A 21,770-nucleotide genomic window follows, 5' to 3' on the forward strand; every position below is an offset into this window, starting at 1 on the left:
GGCAACCCCTAAAGGGGCGTCGGCAACGTCGACACGAAGAGGCGTCGGCAACGTCGACAGCGAACGGTAGACCTTTGCCGTCCCCCGCGCGAGCGATCCGTATGGTTACGCTGGGACTGGTCGTCGCGCAGTTCAACGACTCCGTGACGGAGCCGATGGCCGAAGCGGCTCGCGAGGCGGCCGCACAGCGGGACGCCGTGATCGCCGACGAGGTCGCGGTTCCGGGCGCGTACGACAGCCCGCTCGCGGCCGATCGGCTGGCGCGGCGGACGGAGATCGACGCCGTCGTCGTCGTCGGAGCGATCGTCACGGGCGACACCGACCACGACCGCGTGATCGCCGAGGCGGCCGCAACGAAGCTGACGGACGTCAGCCTCGACCGGGACACCCCCGTCACGTTCGGCGTGAGCGGTCCGGGGATGTCCGGCGCGGAGGCCCGCGAACGGATCGACAAGGGAGCGGACGCCGCACACGCCGCGATGGACCTCGTGGAGGAACTCGAATGACAGACGCATACGACTTTTCAGACCGGATCGGACGCGTAGAGCCCAGTGCGACGCTGGCGATATCGAACCTGGCCGCCGAAAAGGAGGCGGAAGGCGCGGACATCGTCGACCTGTCGGTCGGCGAGCCCGACTTCGACACCCCCGCGAACATCGTCGAGGCCGGCAAGGACGCCCTCGACGCCGGCCACACCGGCTACACCTCCTCGAACGGGATCCCGAAACTGCGGGAGGCGATCGCGGCGAAGCTCCGCGGCAACGGCATCGACGCGAGCGCGGACGAAGTGATCGTCACGCCCGGCGGAAAACAGGCGCTGTACGAGGTCTTCCAGACGCTGATCGACGACGGCGACGAGGTCGTCCTCCTCGATCCCGCGTGGGTGTCCTACGAGGCGATGGCGAAGCTCGCAGGGGGCGACCTCTCCCGCGTCGACCTGGCCCCGCACGGGTTCCAGCTCGAACCCGCGCTCGAGGAGCTCGGCGCGGTCGTCTCCGATGACACCGAGCTGCTCGTCGTCAACTCCCCGTCGAACCCGACCGGCGCAGTGTTCTCCGAGGAGGCCCTGGAGGGCGTCCGCGATCTGGCGGTCGAACACGACGTGGCGGTCATCTCCGATGAGATCTACGAGCGTATCACCTACGGCGTCGAGCCGACGTCGCTCGCGAGCCTCGACGGGATGGCGGACCGCACGGTGACGATCAACGGCTTCTCGAAGGCGTTCTCGATGACCGGATGGCGGCTCGGCTACCTCCACGCGACCGACGAGTTTGTCGGTCAGGCGGGGAAGCTCCACTCGCACTCCGTGTCGTGTGCGGTCAACTTCGTTCAGCACGCGGGCGTCGAGGCGCTCGCGAACACGGACGAGGCGGTCAGCGAAATGCGCGACGCGTTCGCGGACCGCCGCGACCTGCTCGTCGACCTGTTCGACGAACACGGGATCGACGTCGACGTCGGCGACGGCGCGTTCTACATGATGCTCCCGGTCGGTGACGGCGAGCGAGCCGACGACCAGGCGTGGTGTGAGGCCGCCATCGAGGAGGCCTCCGTCGCGTGTGTCCCCGGAAGCGCGTTCAACGCGCCCGGCTTCGCGCGGATCTCGTACGCCGCCAGCGAGGAGCGACTCCGCGAGGCCGTCGACCGGCTCGTCGCGAACGACCTATTATAAGTGGGTCACCGCCCTTCGGCGGGTATGGGTGCGGAGACGAAACCGGACGGGACGGAGCTACTACAGCTCTCGGTCGACGTCCGACATCCGGGCTGCTGGACGCTGGAGGCGACCGCGGGGAGCGACGTCGGGCTCATGGGGTACGGGACGACGCGGCTTCCCGGCTCGGGGTCGTACGTCGGGTATTACACCGCGTTCGGGAACTCGCGGGACGCCGTCGAGGAGCTCATCGAAACGATCGGCGAGGCCGACCGGGTTGCCGATGCCGTCGAACACGCGTACGGCCCCGACGTCGCTCCAGTCACTCGTAACCTCGTGGTTCATACGGGCTCGGGCGGCGGGATGCGTGAGACGTTTCGCTCCCGCGGCTTTCTCCACCTCGGACCGACGTATCACCGCGACGGTTCCGAACGGCGGAGCCTGCTCACGCGCGGCGATCGCGAGACCGTCTCCCGGACGCTCGCGGCGATCGAAGCCGAACACGACGCCGATCTCGATCTCCGAAGCATCGCGTCAGTCGGTGCCGCGGGCGGTTCGGCGGTCGCCGCGCCGTCGCCCGCGATCTCGGTGCGACAGCGAGAGGCGTTCCGTCTGGCCCGGAAACGGGGATACTACGAGTATCCGCGGGAAGCCGACGCCGAAGCGATCGCCGACGAACTCGGCATCACGAAGTCGACGTTCCTCGAACACCTCCGAAAGGCCGAACGGACGCTACTCGCGAACGCACCCGTTCACTGATCGGTCACCGTGCGGCCGGGTCCGATTCCGTGGTCTCGTCGGCGTTCTCCGTCGAATAGTTGTATCGCAGTAGGACGCCGAGAGCGACCACGATCGCGGCGATACCTCCGAACACGACGAAGAACGTCTCGGGTGTCGCGTACGTCAGAACGACGCCGGCGAACGCCGCGCCGACCGCGCCGGCACCGTAGACGCCCAGATAGAAGTAGCCGAACGCGAGTCCGTGAACGTCCGGCGGGGAGTATTTCGCGAGCAGCGCCTGTCGGATCGGGGCGCTCATGTAGATCGCGAAGCCGAGCGTCCCACAGACGAGCAGCAGCAGCGCGAGTCCGGCGTCGGCCGCGGGGAAGAAGGCGATCGAGGCGACGACGAGGAGAAGGTACGTCCCGATCAGTGCGCGCTCGGTCGATCCGCGGTCGGTCCACTTTCCTCCGACGTACTGGCCGACGCCACCGAGCAGGAGGAGGCCGGCGTACACGTACTGGCTCGGCTCGAACGTTTCGCCGACGAGTTCGACCGGATCGAAGCGCGGGACTCCGGCCAGGATCTCCGGCAGGAACGAGAGCACGCCGCGCGCGTAGACGCCGTGGACCATCATGATCACGAACGCGACGACGAACCCGCCGGTAAAGAGGACCCGCGACTGCCGCAGGACGCCGAGGAAGTCGGTGAGGCCGGACTCGGTGGGGACCGACGTCGCGTCGTCGTCGATCCCCGCGGACTCGTCGAACTCGACGGTCGCCGCCAGGAGGACCGCGACGAGTGCGGGGAACGCGAAGAGGGCGGCGACCTGTCGCCACGGGAGAAACGTCAGGAGGACGGCCGCGGCGAAGGGACCGAGCGCGGTTCCGACGTTTCCGGCCACCCCGTGGTACGCCAGCGCGGTTCCCTGTTCCTCAGTGCCCCGAGTCAGAAGCGACAGCGCCGCGGGGTGATAGAGGCTCGACGCCGCCCCCCACACGAACAGCGCGACCGCCAGCGCTTCGATCGTTGGCGAGACACTGATGAGGAGAAACGAGATACCCATTCCGAGGATCGACGCCATGACCAGGGCCTTCGAGCCGTACTCATCGGCGAGAACCCCGCTGACGACAGCGCCGAGGCCGATGAGCGCGAGTCCCACCCCGACGAGCGTGCCGATCACGGCGGCGGAGACGTCGAAAACCACGAGCCAGACCACGATGAATAGGGGGATCGTGAGTTCGTATAGGTGAAACGTCAGATGGGCGATCATCGCGAATCCGGTGATCGCCCGGTCGTTTCCGTTCATCGCGAAGAGATGATCCCTCGAACGGGAATAGTTACCCCCCGCACATGCGCGGTATCGCTCGCGTCGTGGACGCCGCACTCGCCGAACCCGGCGCGCCGCTCGGAGGTGGCAGCGGGCGTGCTCACTCCTCGACGAGGAGGCTCTCGCCGTCGAGTTCGCTGCCGTCGACGTCGACGTCCATGCGATCGAGGATCGTCGGCGTCAGGTCGTATAGGTCCGCACCGTCGACGTCGACGTCGGCGGTCGTGTACAACAGCGCGTTCTCGAACGTGTGCATCCCGTTTCGCGGGCCGGTGTCGAACGCCGAGTCCTTCGTCTTGAACCCCGACTTCAGGTCGTAGCCGTCGGCGGGGATGACGACCAGATCCGGGGCGATCTCCGTGTGGTCGCCGTCGAAGACGGTCTCGCCCTTCACGATCCGCTTGCAGACCTGCCGGCCGTCCGGGCCGGTCAGCGACTCGAGGTCGTCGATCAGTTCCTCGCGGACCGACTCGTACTCGGCGTCGGGGACGACGCCGTCGGGCTCTCGTCCCTCGAGGTTCAGATAGAAGCGGCCGGGAATGAGCGAGTAGGCGCGGGTGTCGTCGTCGACGTCGGAAAGCGAGTCGTGGTCGTCGGTCGCGTACGAGAGCCACCCCTCGTCGGCGAGCCACCGGTTGCAGTTCACCTCCCACTCCAGTTTCGTGAAGCCGTGGTCCGAGGCGACGACGAGCGTCGTGTCGTCGTCGAGCATCTCGCGGATCTCGCCGATATACTCGTCGAGCGTCCGGTAGAACTCGAGGAACTCCTCGGCGTACTCGCCGTCGGTGGCGTAGTCGCCGAACAGGAAGTGGTTCACCCGGTCCGTACTCATGTACACGCCGACGAAGAGGTCCCAGTCGTCCTCATCGAGGTAGTGCGTGAACACGTCGTGGCGGGCGGCGAGCGTCTCGTGGGCGTCCTCGATGAACGCGGTCCTGTCCTCGTCGTGGCCGAGCTCCGCGTTCACGTCGATCCGGTAACCGAAGCGTTCGAGGGTCCGCTGCACGCCGGGGTCGCTGGCGGCGTCCGCGAGGGACGGCGAGAGGAACCCCGACACCTGTCGCTGTATCCGCGTCGACGGCGGGAACGTGACGGGGACGTTGAGCACGGTCGCGTCGCGGCCGGCGTCGGTCACGCGGTCCCAGAGCCGGGTCGCTTTCACGTCCGCCCCCATCGGGACGTACGTCTCATAGGAGTCGACCTCGCGGTCCTGGAAGCCGTACACGCCCGTCGCGCCGGGGTTTCGACCCGTCGTCAGTGCGGGCCAGCAGGCGCTCGACTCCGGCGGAACGATACTGGAGATGCGGCCCGCGGATCCCTCCTCGGCGATCGCCGTCAGGTTCGCGAAGACGTCCGGGTGATCCTGCACGAGTTCGTACGGCACGCCGTCGATCCCGAGGAAGACGACGCGGTCGTCGTCGCCGCCGCGGAGTCGGTCGAACAGTCCCATCGTGTTCCGATCCCGGCGACGTTGGATAAGTAATCGTCCGGTAACGACCCGACTCGACGTGGAGCCGACCGAACACGTGGGTTAGTACGGACGTAACTTTACCCGTGTCCCGCCGATCGGTCGGCATGACGAGCGAGTTCCCGGCGTACGTCGACATCGACTACACGGATGGCGAGGGCGAGGAGCCGGCCGACTACCCGTCGCTCCAGCACAAGGTCGAGAAGGCGGTCGAGGTGACCCGCCACGGCCTCGAACAGTACGAGAACCCGGCCGTGATGTGGACGGGCGGGAAGGACTCCACGCTCACCCTCTACTTCATTACCGAGGTGGCCGAGGAGTTCGGCTACGAGAAGCCGACGGCGGTGTTTATCGACCACTTCCAGCACTTCGACGACATCACGGAGTTCGTCGAGCGCTGGGCCGACGAGTGGGGGATCGACGTCGTCTTCGCGCGCAACGACGACGTCGGCGCGTACGTCGAGAAACACGCGCTGGAACCCGGCGACGACATCCCCATCGGCGAGCTTTCCGAGCACAACCAGCACCACGTCCGGAACATCCTCGAGTACGACGAGGGGTCGTTCCCGTTCCTGTTGGACACCTACGTTGGCAACCACCTGCTCAAAACCGTCGCGCTCAACGACGCCCTCGAAGAACACGATATCGACGGCGTGATCTCGGGCGTGCGCTGGGACGAGCAGGAGGCGCGCGCGGACGAGACGTTCTTCTCGCCGCGCCACGATCCGGATCTGTTCCCACCGCACGACCGGATCCAGCCGATCCTCCAGTTCGACGAGCGGGACGTCTGGGACGCGTTCTGGCAGGTCGTCGTCCCCGACACGGTCGAGGCGTTCCCGGACGATGGATACGTCCCGCAGTCCGACGACGACCTGCCGGAGGGCGTCGAGCAGGCGGACGTCCCCATCTCACCGAAGTACTTCGCGGGGTTCCGCTCGCTCGGGAGCGAAGTGTCGACGGAGAAGACGACCGAGGAGCCCGCGTGGCTCCAAGACCTCGAGGGGACGACCGAGCGCGCCGGGCGCGCCCAGGACAAGGAGGACCTGATGGAGCGACTGCGGGATCTGGGCTACATGTAGCACAACATGTATCATGTGCGAGCGTGTACTGTCGAGTATGGCGACGGAAGGTACGCCCGAGGAAACCACGGTCAGCGACCGGGGGATGGTCACGATCCCGGCGGCCCTCCGCCGACGCCTGGACATCGAGCCCGGCGATAAACTCCGGTGGAACACCGACGAAGCGGGAAACCTCTCCGTGGAGGTCGTCAAGCAGCGCTACGGCGCGTTCGACGACTTCGAACCGGTCCCGATGGGGGGCGGTGGGTCCGAAACCCACGACCTCGCGGGTCACGAGGACGATCCCGCCTTCTCGGAGACCAACTGATGGCGGTCGCAGTGATCGATACAGGCGTTCTTTAATCAGCGAGAGAATCCCGCCGTTTACGGCGGGCGAGGATGTCACCGCCGCATACATGCAACGAGAAGGAATCGAACACCTCTACTCGTTCGACGACGACTTCGACGCGATCCCGGGGATCACTCGGTTGGAGACGCCAGACGACCCCTTCAACTGAATCGGTGGACCGGCTACGTATCGACGACAGATTCGTCTCCGTCCTCCGGTTTGTCACCCGCATCATCGGCCGACTCGTCGAGGCGGTCCGCGGCGCGGTCGCGGTCCTCGGGGGAGCCGACGTCGATACACCGCGTGACTTCGTCACGCGAGGTCCCGCTCGCTGCTCACGGCTTCGCCGTTCGCTATCGAGGGCTCCCTGAGGTCGCCCTCGCTTCGCTCGCGGGACCGCCAGCCGTCGAGACGGATCGCGTCGATGGTGCGGCCGGACTGGATGAGGAGATCGATCGCGTCCGGCAGCTCGTCCTCGCCGCGGTCGGAGGGCTGCACGAGGTGACACGCGTGGAAGATCGCGGGCGTGAACGTGAATACGGCGGCGCTACCCCTGATACTGTGGGTTCAGTCCTCGACGACCGCTTCCTCCTCGTCGCCGGCATCATCGTCGCCGGCATCATCGTCGCCGGCGTCCGCCTCACCGCCGGCCAGCTCGTCGAGTCGCTCCGCGGCGCGGTCGCGGTCCTCGGGGTAGCCGACGTCAATTCGCCAGCCGTCCAGCCGGATCGCGTCGATGGTGCGGCCGGACTGGATGAGGAGATCGATCGCGTCGGGGAGCTCGTACTCGCCGCGGTCGGAGGGCTGCACCAGGTGGCACGCGTGGAAGATCGCGGGCGTGAACGTGTAGAAGCCGGTCATCACGAGGTTGCTCGGCGGGTCGTCCGGCTTCTCGACGACCTCGGTGATCTCGCCGTACTCGTTGGTGTCGAGGACGCCGTATCTGCTCGCCTCCTCGTAGGGAACCTCCTCGACGAGGAACGCGGCGTCCGCGCGCTCCTCCTGTTGCCGGTTGGCCACGTCGCCGAGGTTCCCGCGGAAGACGTTGTCGCCGAGCATGAGCATGAAGTCGTCGTCGATGTGCGGTTCGGCCTGGAGGATGGCGTGCGCGAGACCGAGCTGCTCGCGCTGGTGGGTGTAGGTGATCGGGACGTCGCGGTAGGCGTCGCCGTAGCGATCGATGATCTGTTCGGCCTTGTAGCCGACGACGACGATCAGCTCGGTCGCCCCGACGTCGATGAGGTTGTCGAAGACGTCCTCGATGAGCGGCGTGCCGTTCACCTCGACGAGGACCTTCGGTTTGTCGTCGGTGAGCGGACGGAGTCGCGTGCCCTTGCCGGCGGCGAGTACGACTGCTTGCATGGGAGGAGGTGTCGGCCGGCGTGCAAATAGTTTGTGACGCGGGATCGGCGAGTGGTTCCTGAGCCGATCCGGTTCGTTCCGGAACCGACAGCCGTCCGGTGAGACGTCCGAGACGGATCGGCTCGGGAGCGGGGCGACGGTCACGCTGGAGACGAGAGCGTGCTGGGAACGATCCGAGGGTGGCCGCCCACCCCGTCCGTCAGCGTCAGCCGTCGGGATCGAGTCGCGGGATCGAACCGTCGTCGCCTCCGGTCGAACCGGTCAGATACTCCCGGTAGTAGCCGAGTCCGCGCATGCCGGTGAGGAACGTCGAGAGCGTGCCGAACGCGACGCGATCGCTCGCGGGGAGGTCGCGGTCGGGGCGTTTGATCCCCGAAGGTCGCGGCGGGACGCCGGGCGTGCCGTAGCGGTCGGGGTGGCAGCGCTGGAGCTGGCAGAGGCCGCGGCCGACGCGGCGGTCCTTCGCGGCGAGGTCGGCGATGGTGTTGCGGGTCGGGTGGTACATCGTGACGCGTTCCGCGAAGTGTTGGTCGTAGCCGGCGTCACGGACGCGGTTGCCGAACTCCTTGTCACCGCCGGACTCAAGGCGGTGGTCGAAGAGGCCGACGTCCGCGAACACCGCACGGCGGACGAACAGACAGCAGGTGGGGGCGAACTCCTGGCGTTCGAGATAGCCCTCGACCGGGAACCCGGTGTGGTGGTCGTAGCGCGCGGCGAGCGTGGGATCGTCGGGGAGCGTGAGCTCGACGCTACAGCCCATGTAGTCGGCGTCGATCGACTCGAACTCCGCAAGCGCGGTTTCGAGCCAGTCCTCTGGGACGGTCATGTCGGCGTCGACGAACGCGATCAGGTCGGCGTTCGTGTTGCGTATGCCGGTGTTGCGGGCGGCGTAGGAGGATTGGACGTCCGTCTCGTGATGGAGCGTGATCCGGTCGTCGTCGTACGAGCGAACGACGTCGGGAGTGCGATCGGTGGAGTCGTTGTCGACGACGTGGACTCGGTAGACTTTGTCCGTGGATTGGTCAAGTATAGAATCGAGCGTCAAACGGATCCCCTCTGGATCCTCGTACACCGGGATGACGATCGAGAGGACTGATTCGTGTGGCATTATAAGTGGATTCCGTCGATCGTTTTCCGTTCGTTCGTACGAAACGTGGTTACCGGTCAGGTACAAAAGGAATCCGAATCGATCGAACACTCGGACACGTAGTTCACCATCAATACACCGAAACGGTTTTTTTAAGACACGACGAGTCGCTCCACGTGAACGTCCTATACTATCTCGATTGGTTCCCGAAGCTCTCGCAGAGCTTCATCCTTAACGAGATATATTACCTCTCTAAGCGGGGTCACAACGTCGCTGTGTTCTCTTTAAATCGGCCTGATACGAACGTCGAACACGACGAGCTCGACGATATCGATATCGACATCGCGTATGCGGATGCTCCGTCGATCACGTCGGTCCCACGGACTCTGGTCGGTAGCCTCTTTGATGACAGATCGTCGTACGAATCGCCGGTGTCCGGCCCGAAGCGTCGACTCGGGACTCGGTTTTTAACGAAGCAATGTCTGGACTTCGTCGACACCTTAGAATACGATCTCGATCACGTGCACGCGCACTTCCTCCGGTGGAACAAGATCCCGGCCGCAACCGTTGCGAAGGATCTCGGGGTCACTTCGAGTCTAACTACTCACGCCTACGATCTGTACGCCTCTCCTGACGAGACGACATTGAAGACGGTGTGTGATTCCTTCGACACTATCCTCACGATCTCGGAATACAACGAGCGATTCCTAAACGTGGAGGTTAACCCTGACGCGGAAGTCAAAGTCGTCCGGATGGGGCTCCGGACTGAAAAGTTCGATCCGAGCATGGCCACGACGGGAAAACGGCTTCTGACGATATCACGGTTCGTGGAGAAGAAGGGGATCGAATACGCCTTATTAGCCGTCGCGGACTGTGTAGACGAGCATCCAGAGCTCGATTATCGGCTCATCGGTTCCGGTCCGCGTCGGGAGCGATACGAAACGCTCATTGAGCGATTGGGTATCGAAGACAACGTCACGTTCCTCGGATCAGTTAGCGACGAAACGCTGATCGAAGAGCTAGATCGTGCGAGAGCGTTCGTACTTCCGTGTGTGGTTGCTAAGGACGGAGACAGAGATGGAATCCCGGTTGCGATTATGGAAGCGATGGCAATGGAGACACCTGTCGTTTCGACGTACGTGTCCGGGATTCCGGAGCTGATCGAGGACGGTGAGAACGGATTTTTATGTTCTGAACGATCCGTACAGGAAATTAGTTCGGCAATGCGTAAGTGTATATCCCAAAAAACACAGTTACTGGAAAATGGTGCACGTGAAACCGTAATCCGACAGCACGATCTCGACACAGTCGGGCCCTCACTAACGTCGATATTCGACTAGGATGGGGAGTGTTGACTTTCGCAAACACTTACAATACACCGTAAAGTAGCCTAGTAAAAATGATCCATTAATGGAGCATATTAAATAGTCTGTTAACTAATATCGGTGATTTGTTGATTAGTACAGTAGTTCTCAACACGTGTTCTGGATAGTGTGGTAATTGGTTTTGATATTTTCTGAATGTGAACTTTATCTTTCGAACGTTGGTCCATTCTTGCAATCAAAGAGCGAGACGTGATCTGATAAATACCGACTAAATAATTCGTCTCCTACACTGTCGTAGAAAAGATAATGACAGGCTTTTTTATCTGTATCGTCGTATCGGTGACCAAGCGTTGCTGAGTCTCTCACCATGTCTTCATTTAACAAAGCCCGTGAAATCATCGCTGGAACACCTGCCGAAAAACCTGCACAGGCATTAGTGGACGCATATCGGATCGCAACACATTATCCGGTTAATAAACGATATGCGAGAAATCATAGTGATCTGCGGAACAAGGAGAAGATAATTTACGGAATTACTCCTCCTGCAAGACTTCGAAACATTGGCGATCACGCACAAGCAGTAGCTATTCACAACTGGATTTCCGAACACTTCGAAGAGTACTCGGTCCATGAAATGGATAAAGATCACTCCTACCGATACATAGACGGATTGAAATCAGTCACCTCGCCTGACGATCCGATTTTCCTCCATAGTGGCGGGAACATGGGTGACCGAGGAATGTGGTCCGAACAGGCCCGGCGTAAGTATATCGAAAAGTTTCAAAATAACACTATCGTATCACTTCCTCAAACAATATATTTCAGTGACACTAATGAGGGGCAGAAGCAGTTACAGAAATCAAAATCTATCTATAATTCTCACCCTGACCTAACGATCGTAGCTCGTGACGAGTATAGCTATGAATTCGCTCAAGAACATTTTCACGAGTGTAATGTACTTGTGGCACCGGATTTCGTCTTATCTCTTATATACGACTTAGATGTTGATCGTGAAAGGGATGTTCTCCTCTGTCTCCGTCGGGATGAGGAATCAATACTTTCGGAACGGGATCAAGGACAGATCGAGAAGCAATTCGAAGAAAATGAGGTAGACTATCTTAACTACGATACAACTCTATCTGATCCAATTCTCAAAGACGAGCGGGAAGAGACGTTAAAAGAAAATCTGAAGTTTTTCTCAGAGAGCGAAGTAGTTGTGACTGATCGATTCCATGGGATTATCTTTTCTGTCGTGACTGGACGACCTTGTGTGGCACTGAAAACCGTCGATCACAAAATTCCCGAGTCTATCAAGTGGTTCTCCGATCTGCCACAAGTCCGGCTTGCATCCGATCTTGAAGAGGTAGTGGAGCTCGTAGAAACATTAAGACAAGTTGAACGAAGAACGATCGATTGGAATGAGCGCTATTTTCAGCCTTTAGCAGAGGATGTCAAGCAACGATTATGATTCGAAATAAGTTACGACGGATAGTTGAGTACACACCCTTATACGGCCGAATATTACTCAAGACGGAATATCCTATTACTGAGTATCGACTTCAACAACTGAGCACTGATGAGCTTCTAAGTATTCTTAAACACGAGTGCCACCGAATAGAAAAATCCATATATAATGAAATAAAGGAGGAAAAGAGCGAATATTATGCGGAAAAGAAAAAAAGATCCGAAAAGGTCCTTGAGCTTCTTGAGTCCCGTGAACACAATCAGAAGGAAGTAATATCCTGGGCAACAGAAATTCTCAAAAAATACGACAATCTTGATGAGGAATTTATTAAAAAGAAACGGCGGGAGCCCGATCAACTTGATTGGGGTGCTGCGGAAGATACCCTGCAGTTAGTCAAGTCACGGAGGAGTGTGCGCGTCTGGGCTGACGATCAACCCTCAAAAGAAGCACTAGAATCCATGGCGAATAAGATGGTCGAAGCAGCTACTTGGGCACCCAATTCAGGGAATAGACAAGCCTGGCGGTTCAAAATCATTACTGACGACGAGACTAAGCAATTGCTTCGACCAATCAAAGAGGAACATACGATCAAGGCACCTCTTCTGGTTTTTATCGGAATGGACTCCCGCGTATACGGTGCTCTCGGTCGGAACGAGCGGTCGTTATATATCGATGCTGGTGCTGCAATCATGCAGATGGTGCTTGTGGGACACAGCACGGGCCTAGGTATTTGCTGGAATCATTTTGCAGATGATCTGATTAACTCTAGAGACGCAAATAAAGAAGCGTACGATGAATTCGCCCAAGCCATGTCGATTGCAGATTATATTGCACCGATTGCAATCGTTGCGGTCGGGAAAGCGGAGTATATTCCACCAATCCCATCCCGTCCCGATACGGAAGCGTTTAAGATGTGAATTCCTTTGTTTGGCTCTGGTGAATCGCTGTAATGCGGCGGGGTGGGTCATCTAATCAAAGGAAGTGAAGCGGGAAATCGTCGATGCCTATGTCGAAAATCTCCTGCTTCACGAGCAAAGCGGTGTCGTTAGCTAAAAATGCTGTTGGTGGCCGAGGCGAAGCCGCCGCCCCCGAAGGGGGTGGGGGCTTCGCCGACTACGCCGTCGTTTCGCTCCACTGTCTCCGGATTTACTTGGCGAAACCGTACCGTGGAACCCTAGATCTGCTGAGCGAGATGCCACAAATATTGGCCGAAATCGGCCTCGAAGAGGGCGATCTCCCACACCACTCCACGCTTGTGAAGGCGTTTGATAGGTTTGAGATGAAGATCTGGCGAGTGCTGCTGCGCCTCTCAGCGCAGCTGCACGACACCGCCGATCACGCTGCGATGGACGCGACGTTCTTCGACCGTGAAACCGCTAGCAAGCACTACTGTCGCCGGACGAACTATCGCGTTCAAACGCTGAAAACGACCGCGCTCGTCGATACAAAAACGCAAGCCGTACTCGACGTTCACTGTACGACCGAGAAACGTCACGACACCCAGATCGGTTGGCAACTCGCCCTCTGCAACGCGGGCGAGATTGCCAGCCTCGCCGCCGACAAAGGCTACGATTGGAAGAGATTACGCGAGAAATTGCGCGAAGAAGGCGTGAGACCGCTGATCAAGCACCGCGAGTTCCGACCCATCGATTGCGCGCATAACGCGCGAATCGATGGATCTCTATACGGCCAACGAGCACTATCTGAGACCGTTTTTTCGACGATCAAGCGGACGCTCGGCCACGCGGTGCGTGCCCGAGCGTGGTACCGCGAATTTCGTGAGATCGTTCTGATGTGTGCGGTCTACAACATCAAGCGAGCCGTGAAACAGTGAAATCAAACACAGTCTGGCGATTCACCAGAGCCCTTTGTTTTAAGGTATTGAAGTCTGTCAAGGTTAGAGCACAGCATTGTGGAGAGCGGCAAAGGCTGTAAGCCATGATCTATTTGAAGTGGTGGTGCCCTGGTAGGGAAATCGGTGGTAGAGGTGTCTGGTTTGATATTTGAAGATTCCGAACCACGCTTTGATGAGCAATCGATTTTCCTACTCGTATTCGCAGTCCCAGCGTTCAAGTGGTCAGTCGTACTACGGGTCGCAGTCAACCCGCACCAACAGGTGACCGCGGCACCGTTCAAGCACCTTCTTGAAAAACAGAATGAGTCAAGGCATAATCGGCCGGAAGACACCTCGATAGCAAGCACTTCGAGCGTCTCACAATCGGCTACTACCGAGACGTAGTACTCCTAGCCGTCGATCTCCATTTTCGTCTGATCGACGGCCATTTTCTGGCGATCGCGGCAGTCCGGATCGAAGAGGTACTTCAGCCGGTAAAACCATTGTCTAATCGTCTCATACGGCCACTCGACGAACGGTTCGATCCGTCGATACCAGAGTCCAGCATGATACAGAAACGCCGTGAGGACACGCCGGTCGGTCAGCGTGCCTCTCGGAAGAATACTTCCTGCTGGCGGGCTTTCTCACCGGTGTTCTCAAGCATTGCTGATGCACTAACTCACCCTGCTCGACCGTGCCCTTCACGCTAAGATTGACGCCCATAATAACTCATATGTTAAATTCTTGTTTCTCCAAATCAACTAAATACGAGACGGTAGCAGCTTGAAGTATCGGATCATCTGCACCATTAGATAACTTACCCGAGTCAGGATCATACTTGTGTTTGAGATCCATTTCGATCCACTGACGAATCTCATCAGGTCCGGCTCCTTGAAATTCCTGTAACGCAAATCCCACATCGATCCCGGGGGTCATTCCACCGTAGCGAAAGTTACCTCCAGAGATGTATGATAGCGTATCGGGCGAGGTGATTCGTTCAATGAGGTCATGTTCGTCATTTTGCTGGAGTAAGGGTGTATCCAGATTTGCTTGTATGTGTGCTAGTCCGAGCAGATTGATCGGATGATATCCTATCTCTTTGCGTTTTCGCTGGGATGAGACGGTGTAGATACGAGAAAGAATGAGATTCAGTAACAATTTCCAACGACGAGGATTCTCACGTACGGCTTGAATCGTAGGCCCGAGAGGAGGACGAATGTAGTGTTGGATGATCCCGTCTGATCGAAGAGCAACGTTGGATGCTAACCGATCAACGAACCGTAACACGGTTTTTTCAACCGAAGGGAACCGATGCGCAAGGTGTGCCGCCGCACCAGCAAAAAGGATCTGATGGTTTAGAGTTCGATCGAAGGAGTGGTTACTCCCTTCTATTTCGATTCGCTCCCAGAGGCCAAGACGTTCATCAAACGGATGTATTGAAAAAACGTCTTTGGCGACAGAACCCAACTCTGATCGATTGAGTGCAGAGCTTGCCCATGCTAATCCGCGTATTGGTGCTGCTTGCCCGACGAGTCCATCACACTTGTCTTTCCCCTCCACGTTCCTCGAGTGGAACGTATACCCGTGTGGTCGTGCCTCCTCGCTAAGCAAATAATCGGCTGCATCGTTGGCCGCCTCGGCGAACTCCTCGTCGCCGGTGATCTCGTAGACCTTCGAGAGCGTCGTCAGCCAGTGGGAGGTCGTCCGCACGGGCGTCTCCGGCTCGTCGTAGATACCATTCCGCCCCGGCGGAAACGATCCGTCCCCGCGCTGGAGATCGAGCGCTGCCCGCGCGCTCCGCTCCAGCAGCTCGTAGGTCGTGATTATCTCTCCCTCAGTCTCCGATGTGGGCTCCGACATCCGTTATACGACACTCACCCCGAAGCCGATATAAGTTGTCCGGGAGTGATCGCGATCCAGTCCCGTTCGCAATCTCAGTCGAGTCACCTATCCTCAACGTACTCCCGGTGACGAACGACGACCAGTACCAAGATCTCCTCGCCGGCACACTTCGTAGCGATGAACAGCCGGTATTGTCCGTTAACTAGGAGTGGTTCCCAGTTGTGATTGTGAAACCGAAATGATTCTATATTTTAAGGATTTTTATATTACATGGCATTAACAGATAGAATCTATCGGGGACTTCCTCACTCCCTACGGCCCTTTGCACGAAGAGTATACAATCTAACTCATCCAGATCAAGTTTCCGATGAGAAACTCCAAGAAAGACGAAAAGCCCTCTTTGACTCTGAGCACAAATATCAAGAGTATCGTAAGGAGTTCGAAGATTTCGTGGCATCACAGACAGATGCGGATGATATTGACCTTTGGTTCAGTGATATTCCGGGAGGAATATCGTTCAGAGAAGGGGCTCTGTACTATAGTGTTGTCCGGGAGTTAGAACCCGATTATGTTGTTGAGACAGGAGTTGCGAACGGAAACTCCTCGGCAGCGGTTTTAGCTGCTCTGGAAAGAAATGAAAATGGTACGCTCTATTCTGTTGATCTCCCTTTTGAGGAAACTACCATAGAACAAGATCAGATAATTGGAGATAGCCTAGGGAATCTCGTGCCCGATGAGTTTCGTCATCGCTGGGACTTTAGAAAAGGATACAGTCAGGAATTACTACCTGAACTCTTCCTTGAGATTGACGAGATTGACGTATTTATTCACGACTCGGATCATTCTGCACCCTGTATGATGTTTGAATATGAACTGGCTTGGACTTGGCTCCGGACTGGTGGGGTGCTTATTTCTGATGATATCAACCAAAATGATGCGTTCCGTATGTTCGGTGAAGAACGAGCATCAGTCTGGGGACCGATTGAGCAAAATACTGGGTTTGCGATAAAAGATTAAGAAAACATTACTTATCACGACTAATTGTGTGCACTCAACGATAGAATTCATTGTGTAGAACGGACTTATAACACGGAGAGATGCTTCGAGTGTCTACTAGTCCCGCTGGAACTCCGATACACCTCGATATCTGCTAACGTATCGACTTCCAGCCAACCCCATCGATCTCGACCGGCTCGACCTGCCACCCAGTATCGATGAGATGCTGAATGAACCGGGTCATGTGGATCGAGGATTGGTCTAGGGAGTCGTACGCGTCAACGAATTCATCCACATAATCACGTCGAACCTTGATCAGTCCGATGTACTGGCCGTCGATCTCGTCGTATTTGCTCGGCTCGGCTCCTATCTCAACGACGTGATCGCCCTCGATGCGCAGCGTTTCCGCATCGGATAGCGGATCGTCGAACCGCAGCTTCCAGAGGCGTCGCCACTCCGAATCGATCACGAAACAGAGCGGCGCATCACAGTTCCGAAGCGCCTCGACGACCGACCGATCGTACACGATGTCCCCGTAGGACATACAGAGGCCGTCGTCCTCGAGGAACCGATCCCGAGCGCAGAACAGGCTGTACACCATTTCCGTCTCGTCGTACACCGAGTTATGCACCGTCTGGTAGCCGAGTGCTTTGATCTCGCAGAGAGTGAGTCATGGTTCAATCGGACTCCACGATATAATTCCGTAACGTATAGGCGGACCTGCTTGGAATCATCCAGCGATCAATGCGAACGCTCCTCCATCGGGCCACACAGGTGTACCACGATGAGGGGCTCGTCCCGACGATAGAGAAATCAATACGGTTCGTACCTCGGTATATACGACATGCCCTTGGCGTCAAAGGTTTCTACGGAGTCGATCGCTACCAACGCCTACTCGTCTGGTGGAACGCTCGTCCATACGCGGACACCGTCGACCCGTTTACCGTGATCGACGTCGATCCGACGGAGATAGCTCACGTCACGAAACGTGGACCAAATCCCGGGCGGTTTCAGTGGCAGGACATCGGACGGGTCCAAGGTGGAACCTGGGATCGAAGCGACGACCGTGTCGAGGATCTGCCGGTGGTCAACGCCCTCCGACGACGATTCGAGGACGGAGACGAGTGGGAAGACATCGAGTTCATCCAGCACGTACTCGAGGAGGTCGAGCGGGGGAACGTGATCTGGCGCGGCTGTAACACGGAGTCGGACGTGTGGGAGGCCTGCGAACGCGTCGACGAACTGTATGAGAACATCCGGGATCAGGGCTATCTGCGTCAACGCGAACTCGTCGAGCGGAACGAGCTCTCGCCTGATAAATACGTTACTGGCGATGGGTTCAAAAGATATGACGAGATCGTCGTCGACATCGGTCGTGACGGGCAGTTCCTCTTTGTCGATGGCCGTCATCGACTCGCAATAGCGCGGATTCTCGGACTCAGCGGAATTCCGGTCCGAATCTCTACGAGACACACCGAATGGCAGCGTATCCGAAAGCTCGTCGCGAACACACCCCAGTCAGAACTACCAACGGATATCCAGCATCATCTCGACCATCCGGATCTGAAGGACGTATTGAACTAGAAATCGGAATTCGACTGAGTGTTCTTCACGTGCCTCATTCCTCGACGAGTAGCTCCAGAGCACGTGATACAATCGATATCGAATTCAGTTGGCTCCCGAATCAAGCACGAAGATCGGATCCGCACGGTCGGAATCGGATTTATATTCTGCCAGCATCACATCGACGATACGAGCGGACTCTCCGAAATCCGATTCCAGTATCTGGGTGTAATAGCTGATGCTGTTTTCCGGCTTGAGACTTCCCGTCTCGGTTGACTCCTTTATTCCAATGTGACCCGGTGGTTCGTAAATGACCGTCTCTCCCTTCTCGAGGAGCGTCCGAAACATGTTCGCGGCTTCGTCCCAGCCGTACGCCTTTACCCAGTGGTGATGAACGGTCAGAAACAGAATCACGTCCGCTTCCGGGAGTTCGTCGATCGTCTCCGGAGTCAACTCCGCCCTCTCGAACCGTAGGTTCGAATACTCCGCGTGTTCGGTCCGTGCGGTGTGAAGCCGTGTGACGTTTCGATCAAATCCCGTGACGTCGAGCTCCATCTCCGCCGCTCTCGCAGCAAACTCTCCCTCGGCACAGCCGATATCGATGAGCGATCGGGCGTCCTCATCGATGTGTGAGCTGATGAACTCCCATCGATCCTGGTTATCACTCCGACGTTCCTGGTAGTCCGAGCCGAGATCATGCTCGATATAATCCCGAACACCACGAGAGAGTTCTCGTATCCCCCCCTCACGATATAATTCACCACACCGTCGCAACATCACACTGAGGGACATAATTATATCAGTAGATTCGGTCAGGAGTAATTTATCTTGTGATGGTGCGACCTTCGAGGCTATCGTCTCCGTGGGCGCGGGGAGGGATTTAGCAAGTGTGATAAGTCATCTATGTCTCTTCGAGACCATGTTGGTTCCAACTCGAAGTAAGCTTTCGCGCCTCTCAGGCGTTCTAAAGCTGAAATATGCAGTAATGGCTATCAAACGGCCAACTCATGTCGTCCAATATCTCAAGAGTCTCCGGGTTGAAACAGAACTCGAACAAGCACCGGCTCGTCTGGCATCGCTATGCTCGAAAACGAGATCGGACATCGACGGCTACTTCGATGAGATTGAGTCAGACGACGAATTTATCGAAGTGTTCCACAGCCGCTGGGACGAACTAAACGAAACTGGTCGCGGATCGACACCACCAGCCGAGGCTAGAGTTCTGTATGCGCTCTGCCGGGCGGTCGAACCGGAAACGGTCGTGGTTTCCGGAGCCGGGTACGGTGGCTTCGATGCTCACATCGCCAACGCACTGGAAAAAAACGGACACGGTGAGCTACACAGCATCGATCTTCCGAAAGAGAGAGGAGACTACGAATGTGGATATGCTGTCCCAGAATACTTGCGACACCGATGGAATCTCCATCTCGAAGACGCCAAGACATCACTTCCTCAGTTACTCCAGACAAACGACGTGGATCTGTTTCTTCACGACTCGAATCATTCGGATGAGTGGATGCGATGGGAGTTCTCTCAGGCACACAAGTATTTGGACCAGGACTCGTATGTCGCCAGCCACGACGTACTGCACAATTTTGCGTGGACTGACTTCGTCTCTGAACACTCCTTGCCGAACACGCGAGTCATCACGACCGGTATCGCATCGACCAGTAGCGACCGATACTAGGTATTGTACGAGGATTGATATAGATTGATGCGTGATCCTAGTTTACCTCTCTATCATCGATACCGGGCATACAATCTGATTATTAGGTATCAAATATGCGCTTAGGACAAACCTCTATTATTTTCTTCGTTTCGAGACTTATCGGTTCCGTTCTCGGATTCGTTGCAACTATCTACTTCGCCCGATTGCTAGGTGAGGAAGTCCTCGGATTCTATGCAGTCGCCATCGCTTTAGTTTCTTGGCTCACAATAGCCGGGGAGATCGGGATCAGCGGTGCGATCAAGAAACGGATCAGCGAAGGTGAGGAACAAGGGGCTTACGCTACAGCTGGTGGCTTGCTGATCGGCATTCTAGCTGCCATCGTCGCACTCGTAATCATGCTGTTTCGTGGGTCTGTAAACGAGTATATTGGCGTTCCTGTTGCGGAACTCGTTATCCTGATCGTGTTTGTACAGTTAGTTCTCGGATTCGTCTTTTCGTTACTGCAAGGGTCTCACCTAGTACACGTTTACGCAGTCTTATCAACCACCAAACAGGGGCTTCTTAGCGCGGCACAAATCGTACTCGTATTCGTTGGCTGGGGACTCGTCGGAATGCTCGTCGGATACGCAGTTGGTGGGTTTCTCACCGCAATTGTTGCCATTTTGATCCTCAAAATCCGGCCAAAAATTCCCAAGAACCGACATTTCGTCCGCTTGGTCGATTATGCCAAGTACTCGTGGCTCGGTGGTATGAAAGGCAAAACGTTCGACTGGGTCGACATTATTGTATTGGGATTTTTTGTTCCCACTGGCCTGATCGGAATTTACTCAGTTGCTTGGAGTATCGGCCGCTTCCTCGAGATCTTCGGTCGAGGTATCAGCACCACTCTGTTTCCTGAAATGAGCGAAATTGCGACAAAGAACGATCCATCGGCGGTATCTGGGCTCACAGAAGATGCATTGCGATACGCGGGACTCATCCTGATACCCGGTCTCGTAGGTGGGTTCGTTGTCGGTGATCGTCTGTTGCAGATATATGGAGATGGATTCGTGGCGGGCGAGACAGTTCTCGTAATTCTGATCTCGGCACTTCTCGTGTATACGTACAACCAACAGCTCCTGAACACACTCAATGCAATCGATCGTCCTGACTTGGCGTTCCGATCCAACGCCATATTTATTGGCTCAAATTTGATATTCAACCTAATATTCGTCTATGCAATTGGTTGGATCGGTGCAGCAATCGCGACTACCCTCTCCGCCGTAGTTGGTCTCGTGTTTGCCTACCACTACACCAAATCTCACGTTCCTTTGACCGTGTCGTACGGTGAGATCGCTCGCCAGTGGACCGCCGCGATCGGCATGGGCCTCGTCATCTACGCTACACGCGCGTTCGGGGAGGCACACTGGGCGTGGATCCCCGACTACAACGCCGTCTTCGTCGTCGGCCTCGTCGGCCTCGGCACTGCGGTGTACTTCACGCTGCTGTTCGGTATCTCGAGAGAGTTCCGCACGACCATTGCGAACAACCTCCCGTTCGATGTGCCGTTGGTCGAGAGCTGACGCCGTGGTCGAGAGAATGATTCTCCGATCGATCCCCGAGCCGTTGGAGGCAAAAGACCGATCCGGGCCCGCAAAGACGGCCCGCGAGTGAGTGATCTGGGGAGTGGGTGTTGCAGTTCGTCGGTGGCGATACAGTATTTAAACGACCGTGAGCGACGTCGATGGATACTTATAAAGAACGCATGCGGCGGCGCGCGCCTCCGAGCGCCCAACGGGCGCGAGGAGCGCGTGCGAGGGAGTCAGGGGCGGTCGCCGAGCGGTTCCGGCGACCGCCCCTGACGAGGTTGGGGAGGCGTGAGGCGCGGTTGCGGTGCGGTCGGGTGGGGCTCAAAGGGGCAGCCGCGAGGGCGAAGCCCGCCGCAGTAAGCACCGCAGCGAGGGAGCAGGAGCGACTGAGCGAGGCGCGCAGCAAGGCGCGCGAGCCGTCGTGGCTGGGGCTTTGCAGGCGTTTATCGCAGAGTTGTCGATCGCTTATAAATAGTCGACAGCAAC

At 57.7% G+C, this 21,770-nt stretch carries 21 protein-coding genes and 1 pseudogene; 13 read left to right on the top strand and 9 right to left on the bottom strand.

Features of this window, described 5'->3' with window-relative positions; all coding sequences use genetic code 11:
- The first annotated feature begins 101 nt into the window (after positions 1-101).
- From ribH to ACNSN7_RS09065, 3 genes are read left to right on the top strand one after another with little or no spacing between them, the layout of a single operon-like run.
- A complete protein-coding gene (gene ribH / locus ACNSN7_RS09055) occupies positions 102-506 on the top strand; it encodes a 6,7-dimethyl-8-ribityllumazine synthase (protein ID WP_418281955.1) in 405 nt (134 codons plus the stop codon).
- Positions 503-1,669 carry a pyridoxal phosphate-dependent aminotransferase gene (locus ACNSN7_RS09060; protein WP_418281956.1) on the top strand — a complete coding sequence of 389 codons (1,167 nt, stop codon included), beginning with the start codon at positions 503-505 and terminating at the stop codon, positions 1,667-1,669. The genes ribH and ACNSN7_RS09060 overlap by 4 nt, the downstream gene beginning before the upstream one ends.
- Positions 1,670-1,693: 24 nt before the next feature.
- Positions 1,694-2,407, top strand: coding sequence for a helix-turn-helix domain-containing protein (locus tag ACNSN7_RS09065; RefSeq protein ID WP_418281957.1), 714 nt, complete (start codon positions 1,694-1,696; stop codon positions 2,405-2,407).
- 4 nt (positions 2,408-2,411) lie between these two features.
- Here the strand turns inward: ACNSN7_RS09065 and ACNSN7_RS09070 are convergent, their stop codons facing one another.
- Both ACNSN7_RS09070 and ACNSN7_RS09075 read right to left on the bottom strand, forming a co-directional pair.
- Positions 2,412-3,677, bottom strand: a complete 1,266-nt coding sequence (locus tag ACNSN7_RS09070; protein ID WP_418281958.1) for an MFS transporter — start codon at positions 3,675-3,677, stop codon at positions 2,412-2,414.
- Positions 3,678-3,798: 121 nt separating this feature from the next.
- Entirely contained in the window at positions 3,799-5,148 is a 1,350-nt protein-coding gene (locus ACNSN7_RS09075; RefSeq protein ID WP_418281959.1) for an alkaline phosphatase family protein, read from the bottom strand.
- A gap of 125 nt (positions 5,149-5,273) precedes the next feature.
- On the opposite strand from ACNSN7_RS09075, the gene ACNSN7_RS09080 reads away from it, so the two are divergent.
- The 3 genes and pseudogenes from ACNSN7_RS09080 to ACNSN7_RS09090 all read left to right on the top strand — a co-directional run.
- Positions 5,274-6,245 carry a phosphoadenosine phosphosulfate reductase family protein gene (locus ACNSN7_RS09080; protein WP_418281960.1) on the top strand — a complete coding sequence of 324 codons (972 nt, stop codon included), beginning with the start codon at positions 5,274-5,276 and terminating at the stop codon, positions 6,243-6,245.
- Positions 6,246-6,282: 37 nt separating this feature from the next.
- Positions 6,283-6,552, top strand: coding sequence for an AbrB/MazE/SpoVT family DNA-binding domain-containing protein (locus ACNSN7_RS09085; protein ID WP_418281961.1), 270 nt, complete (start codon positions 6,283-6,285; stop codon positions 6,550-6,552).
- A 76-nt stretch (positions 6,553-6,628) separates the two neighbouring features.
- Positions 6,629-6,742 (top strand): annotated as a pseudogene (locus ACNSN7_RS09090) (VapC toxin family PIN domain ribonuclease); the annotation flags it as partial.
- Positions 6,743-6,885: 143 nt separating this feature from the next.
- On the opposite strand, the gene ACNSN7_RS09095 reads toward ACNSN7_RS09090, so the two are convergent.
- The 3 genes from ACNSN7_RS09095 to ACNSN7_RS09105 form a co-directional block, all read right to left on the bottom strand.
- Complete coding sequence (locus ACNSN7_RS09095) at positions 6,886-7,071, bottom strand: hypothetical protein (protein ID WP_418281962.1); 186 nt, start codon at positions 7,069-7,071, stop codon at positions 6,886-6,888.
- 69 nt (positions 7,072-7,140) lie between these two features.
- Complete coding sequence (aglF, locus tag ACNSN7_RS09100; RefSeq protein ID WP_418281963.1) at positions 7,141-7,935, bottom strand: UTP--glucose-1-phosphate uridylyltransferase AglF; 795 nt, start codon at positions 7,933-7,935, stop codon at positions 7,141-7,143.
- Between the two features lie 205 nt (positions 7,936-8,140).
- Positions 8,141-9,043 (bottom strand): glycosyltransferase family 2 protein, encoded by a 903-nt coding sequence (locus ACNSN7_RS09105; protein ID WP_418281964.1) that lies wholly within the window; start codon positions 9,041-9,043, stop codon positions 8,141-8,143.
- 155 nt (positions 9,044-9,198) lie between these two features.
- Between ACNSN7_RS09105 and ACNSN7_RS09110 the strand changes: the two genes are divergently transcribed.
- The 4 genes from ACNSN7_RS09110 (at position 9,199) to ACNSN7_RS09125 (ending at position 13,646) form a co-directional block, all read left to right on the top strand.
- Entirely contained in the window at positions 9,199-10,362 is a 1,164-nt protein-coding gene (locus ACNSN7_RS09110) for a glycosyltransferase (RefSeq protein ID WP_418281965.1), read from the top strand.
- Between the two features lie 352 nt (positions 10,363-10,714).
- Positions 10,715-11,815, top strand: coding sequence for a polysaccharide pyruvyl transferase family protein (locus ACNSN7_RS09115; RefSeq protein ID WP_418281966.1), 1,101 nt, complete (start codon positions 10,715-10,717; stop codon positions 11,813-11,815).
- Complete coding sequence (locus ACNSN7_RS09120; RefSeq protein WP_418281967.1) at positions 11,812-12,729, top strand: nitroreductase family protein; 918 nt, start codon at positions 11,812-11,814, stop codon at positions 12,727-12,729. Before ACNSN7_RS09115 ends, ACNSN7_RS09120 begins: the two co-directional genes overlap by 4 nt.
- 89 nt (positions 12,730-12,818) lie before the next feature.
- The gene (locus tag ACNSN7_RS09125; RefSeq protein WP_418281968.1) at positions 12,819-13,646 is read left to right on the top strand and encodes an IS5 family transposase; all 828 of its coding nucleotides are present in this window, start codon (positions 12,819-12,821) and stop codon (positions 13,644-13,646) included.
- A 729-nt stretch (positions 13,647-14,375) separates the two neighbouring features.
- On the opposite strand, the gene ACNSN7_RS09130 is transcribed toward ACNSN7_RS09125, so the two are convergent.
- Positions 14,376-15,506, bottom strand: a complete 1,131-nt coding sequence (locus tag ACNSN7_RS09130) for a glycoside hydrolase family protein (protein WP_418281969.1) — start codon at positions 15,504-15,506, stop codon at positions 14,376-14,378.
- Positions 15,507-15,758: 252 nt separating this feature from the next.
- Between ACNSN7_RS09130 and ACNSN7_RS09135 the strand changes: the two genes are divergently transcribed.
- Positions 15,759-16,505, top strand: coding sequence for a class I SAM-dependent methyltransferase (locus tag ACNSN7_RS09135; protein WP_418281970.1), 747 nt, complete (start codon positions 15,759-15,761; stop codon positions 16,503-16,505).
- A 133-nt stretch (positions 16,506-16,638) separates the two neighbouring features.
- Here ACNSN7_RS09135 and ACNSN7_RS09140 read toward each other — a convergent pair whose 3' ends face one another.
- The 3 genes from ACNSN7_RS09140 to ACNSN7_RS09150 all read right to left on the bottom strand — a co-directional run bounded on the left by ACNSN7_RS09140 (position 16,639) and on the right by ACNSN7_RS09150 (position 18,839).
- Entirely contained in the window at positions 16,639-17,103 is a 465-nt protein-coding gene (locus ACNSN7_RS09140; protein WP_418281971.1) for a hypothetical protein, read from the bottom strand.
- A 272-nt stretch (positions 17,104-17,375) separates the two neighbouring features.
- Positions 17,376-17,894: a hypothetical protein gene (locus ACNSN7_RS09145; protein WP_418281972.1), complete on the bottom strand. Its 519-nt coding sequence runs from the start codon at positions 17,892-17,894 to the stop codon at positions 17,376-17,378.
- A 258-nt stretch (positions 17,895-18,152) separates the two neighbouring features.
- The gene (locus ACNSN7_RS09150; protein WP_418281973.1) at positions 18,153-18,839 is read right to left on the bottom strand and encodes a class I SAM-dependent methyltransferase; all 687 of its coding nucleotides are present in this window, start codon (positions 18,837-18,839) and stop codon (positions 18,153-18,155) included.
- 127 nt (positions 18,840-18,966) lie between these two features.
- Here ACNSN7_RS09150 and ACNSN7_RS09155 point away from each other — a divergent pair, with 127 nt between their 5' ends.
- Both ACNSN7_RS09155 and ACNSN7_RS09160 read left to right on the top strand, forming a co-directional pair.
- Positions 18,967-19,734 carry a class I SAM-dependent methyltransferase gene (locus ACNSN7_RS09155; protein WP_418281974.1) on the top strand — a complete coding sequence of 256 codons (768 nt, stop codon included), beginning with the start codon at positions 18,967-18,969 and terminating at the stop codon, positions 19,732-19,734.
- Positions 19,735-19,829: 95 nt separating this feature from the next.
- Positions 19,830-21,278 carry a flippase gene (locus ACNSN7_RS09160; RefSeq protein ID WP_418281975.1) on the top strand — a complete coding sequence of 483 codons (1,449 nt, stop codon included), beginning with the start codon at positions 19,830-19,832 and terminating at the stop codon, positions 21,276-21,278.
- The last annotated feature ends 492 nt before the right edge of the window (positions 21,279-21,770 follow it).

The sequence above is a fragment of the Halorubrum rarum genome, from assembly GCF_048380895.1.
Classification (GTDB): Archaea; Halobacteriota; Halobacteria; order Halobacteriales; family Haloferacaceae; genus Halorubrum.

What these genes read in the sequence shown, in the direction of transcription:
- ACNSN7_RS09115 (WP_418281966.1), top strand. Translation starts at nt 10,715, where the DNA reads ATGTCTTCATTTAACAAAGCCCGTGAAATCATCGCTGGAACACCTGCC.
- ACNSN7_RS09080 (WP_418281960.1), top strand. Translation starts at nt 5,274, where the DNA reads ATGACGAGCGAGTTCCCGGCGTACGTCGACATCGACTACACGGATGGC.
- ACNSN7_RS09085 (WP_418281961.1), top strand. Translation starts at nt 6,283, where the DNA reads ATGGCGACGGAAGGTACGCCCGAGGAAACCACGGTCAGCGACCGGGGG.
- ACNSN7_RS09145 (WP_418281972.1), bottom strand. Translation starts at nt 17,894, where the DNA reads ATGACGGCCATCGACAAAGAGGAACTGCCCGTCACGACCGATGTCGAC.
- ACNSN7_RS09075 (WP_418281959.1), bottom strand. Translation starts at nt 5,148, where the DNA reads ATGGGACTGTTCGACCGACTCCGCGGCGGCGACGACGACCGCGTCGTC.
- ACNSN7_RS09130 (WP_418281969.1), bottom strand. Translation starts at nt 15,506, where the DNA reads ATGTCGGAGCCCACATCGGAGACTGAGGGAGAGATAATCACGACCTAC.
- ACNSN7_RS09160 (WP_418281975.1), top strand. Translation starts at nt 19,830, where the DNA reads ATGCGCTTAGGACAAACCTCTATTATTTTCTTCGTTTCGAGACTTATC.
- ribH (WP_418281955.1), top strand. Translation starts at nt 102, where the DNA reads ATGGTTACGCTGGGACTGGTCGTCGCGCAGTTCAACGACTCCGTGACG.
- ACNSN7_RS09120 (WP_418281967.1), top strand. Translation starts at nt 11,812, where the DNA reads ATGATTCGAAATAAGTTACGACGGATAGTTGAGTACACACCCTTATAC.
- ACNSN7_RS09155 (WP_418281974.1), top strand. Translation starts at nt 18,967, where the DNA reads ATGTTGGTTCCAACTCGAAGTAAGCTTTCGCGCCTCTCAGGCGTTCTA.
- ACNSN7_RS09070 (WP_418281958.1), bottom strand. Translation starts at nt 3,677, where the DNA reads ATGAACGGAAACGACCGGGCGATCACCGGATTCGCGATGATCGCCCAT.
- ACNSN7_RS09125 (WP_418281968.1), top strand. Translation starts at nt 12,819, where the DNA reads ATGTCGAAAATCTCCTGCTTCACGAGCAAAGCGGTGTCGTTAGCTAAA.
- aglF (WP_418281963.1), bottom strand. Translation starts at nt 7,935, where the DNA reads ATGCAAGCAGTCGTACTCGCCGCCGGCAAGGGCACGCGACTCCGTCCG.
- ACNSN7_RS09060 (WP_418281956.1), top strand. Translation starts at nt 503, where the DNA reads ATGACAGACGCATACGACTTTTCAGACCGGATCGGACGCGTAGAGCCC.
- ACNSN7_RS09150 (WP_418281973.1), bottom strand. Translation starts at nt 18,839, where the DNA reads ATGTCCCTCAGTGTGATGTTGCGACGGTGTGGTGAATTATATCGTGAG.
- ACNSN7_RS09105 (WP_418281964.1), bottom strand. Translation starts at nt 9,043, where the DNA reads ATGCCACACGAATCAGTCCTCTCGATCGTCATCCCGGTGTACGAGGAT.
- ACNSN7_RS09135 (WP_418281970.1), top strand. Translation starts at nt 15,759, where the DNA reads ATGGCATTAACAGATAGAATCTATCGGGGACTTCCTCACTCCCTACGG.
- ACNSN7_RS09065 (WP_418281957.1), top strand. Translation starts at nt 1,694, where the DNA reads ATGGGTGCGGAGACGAAACCGGACGGGACGGAGCTACTACAGCTCTCG.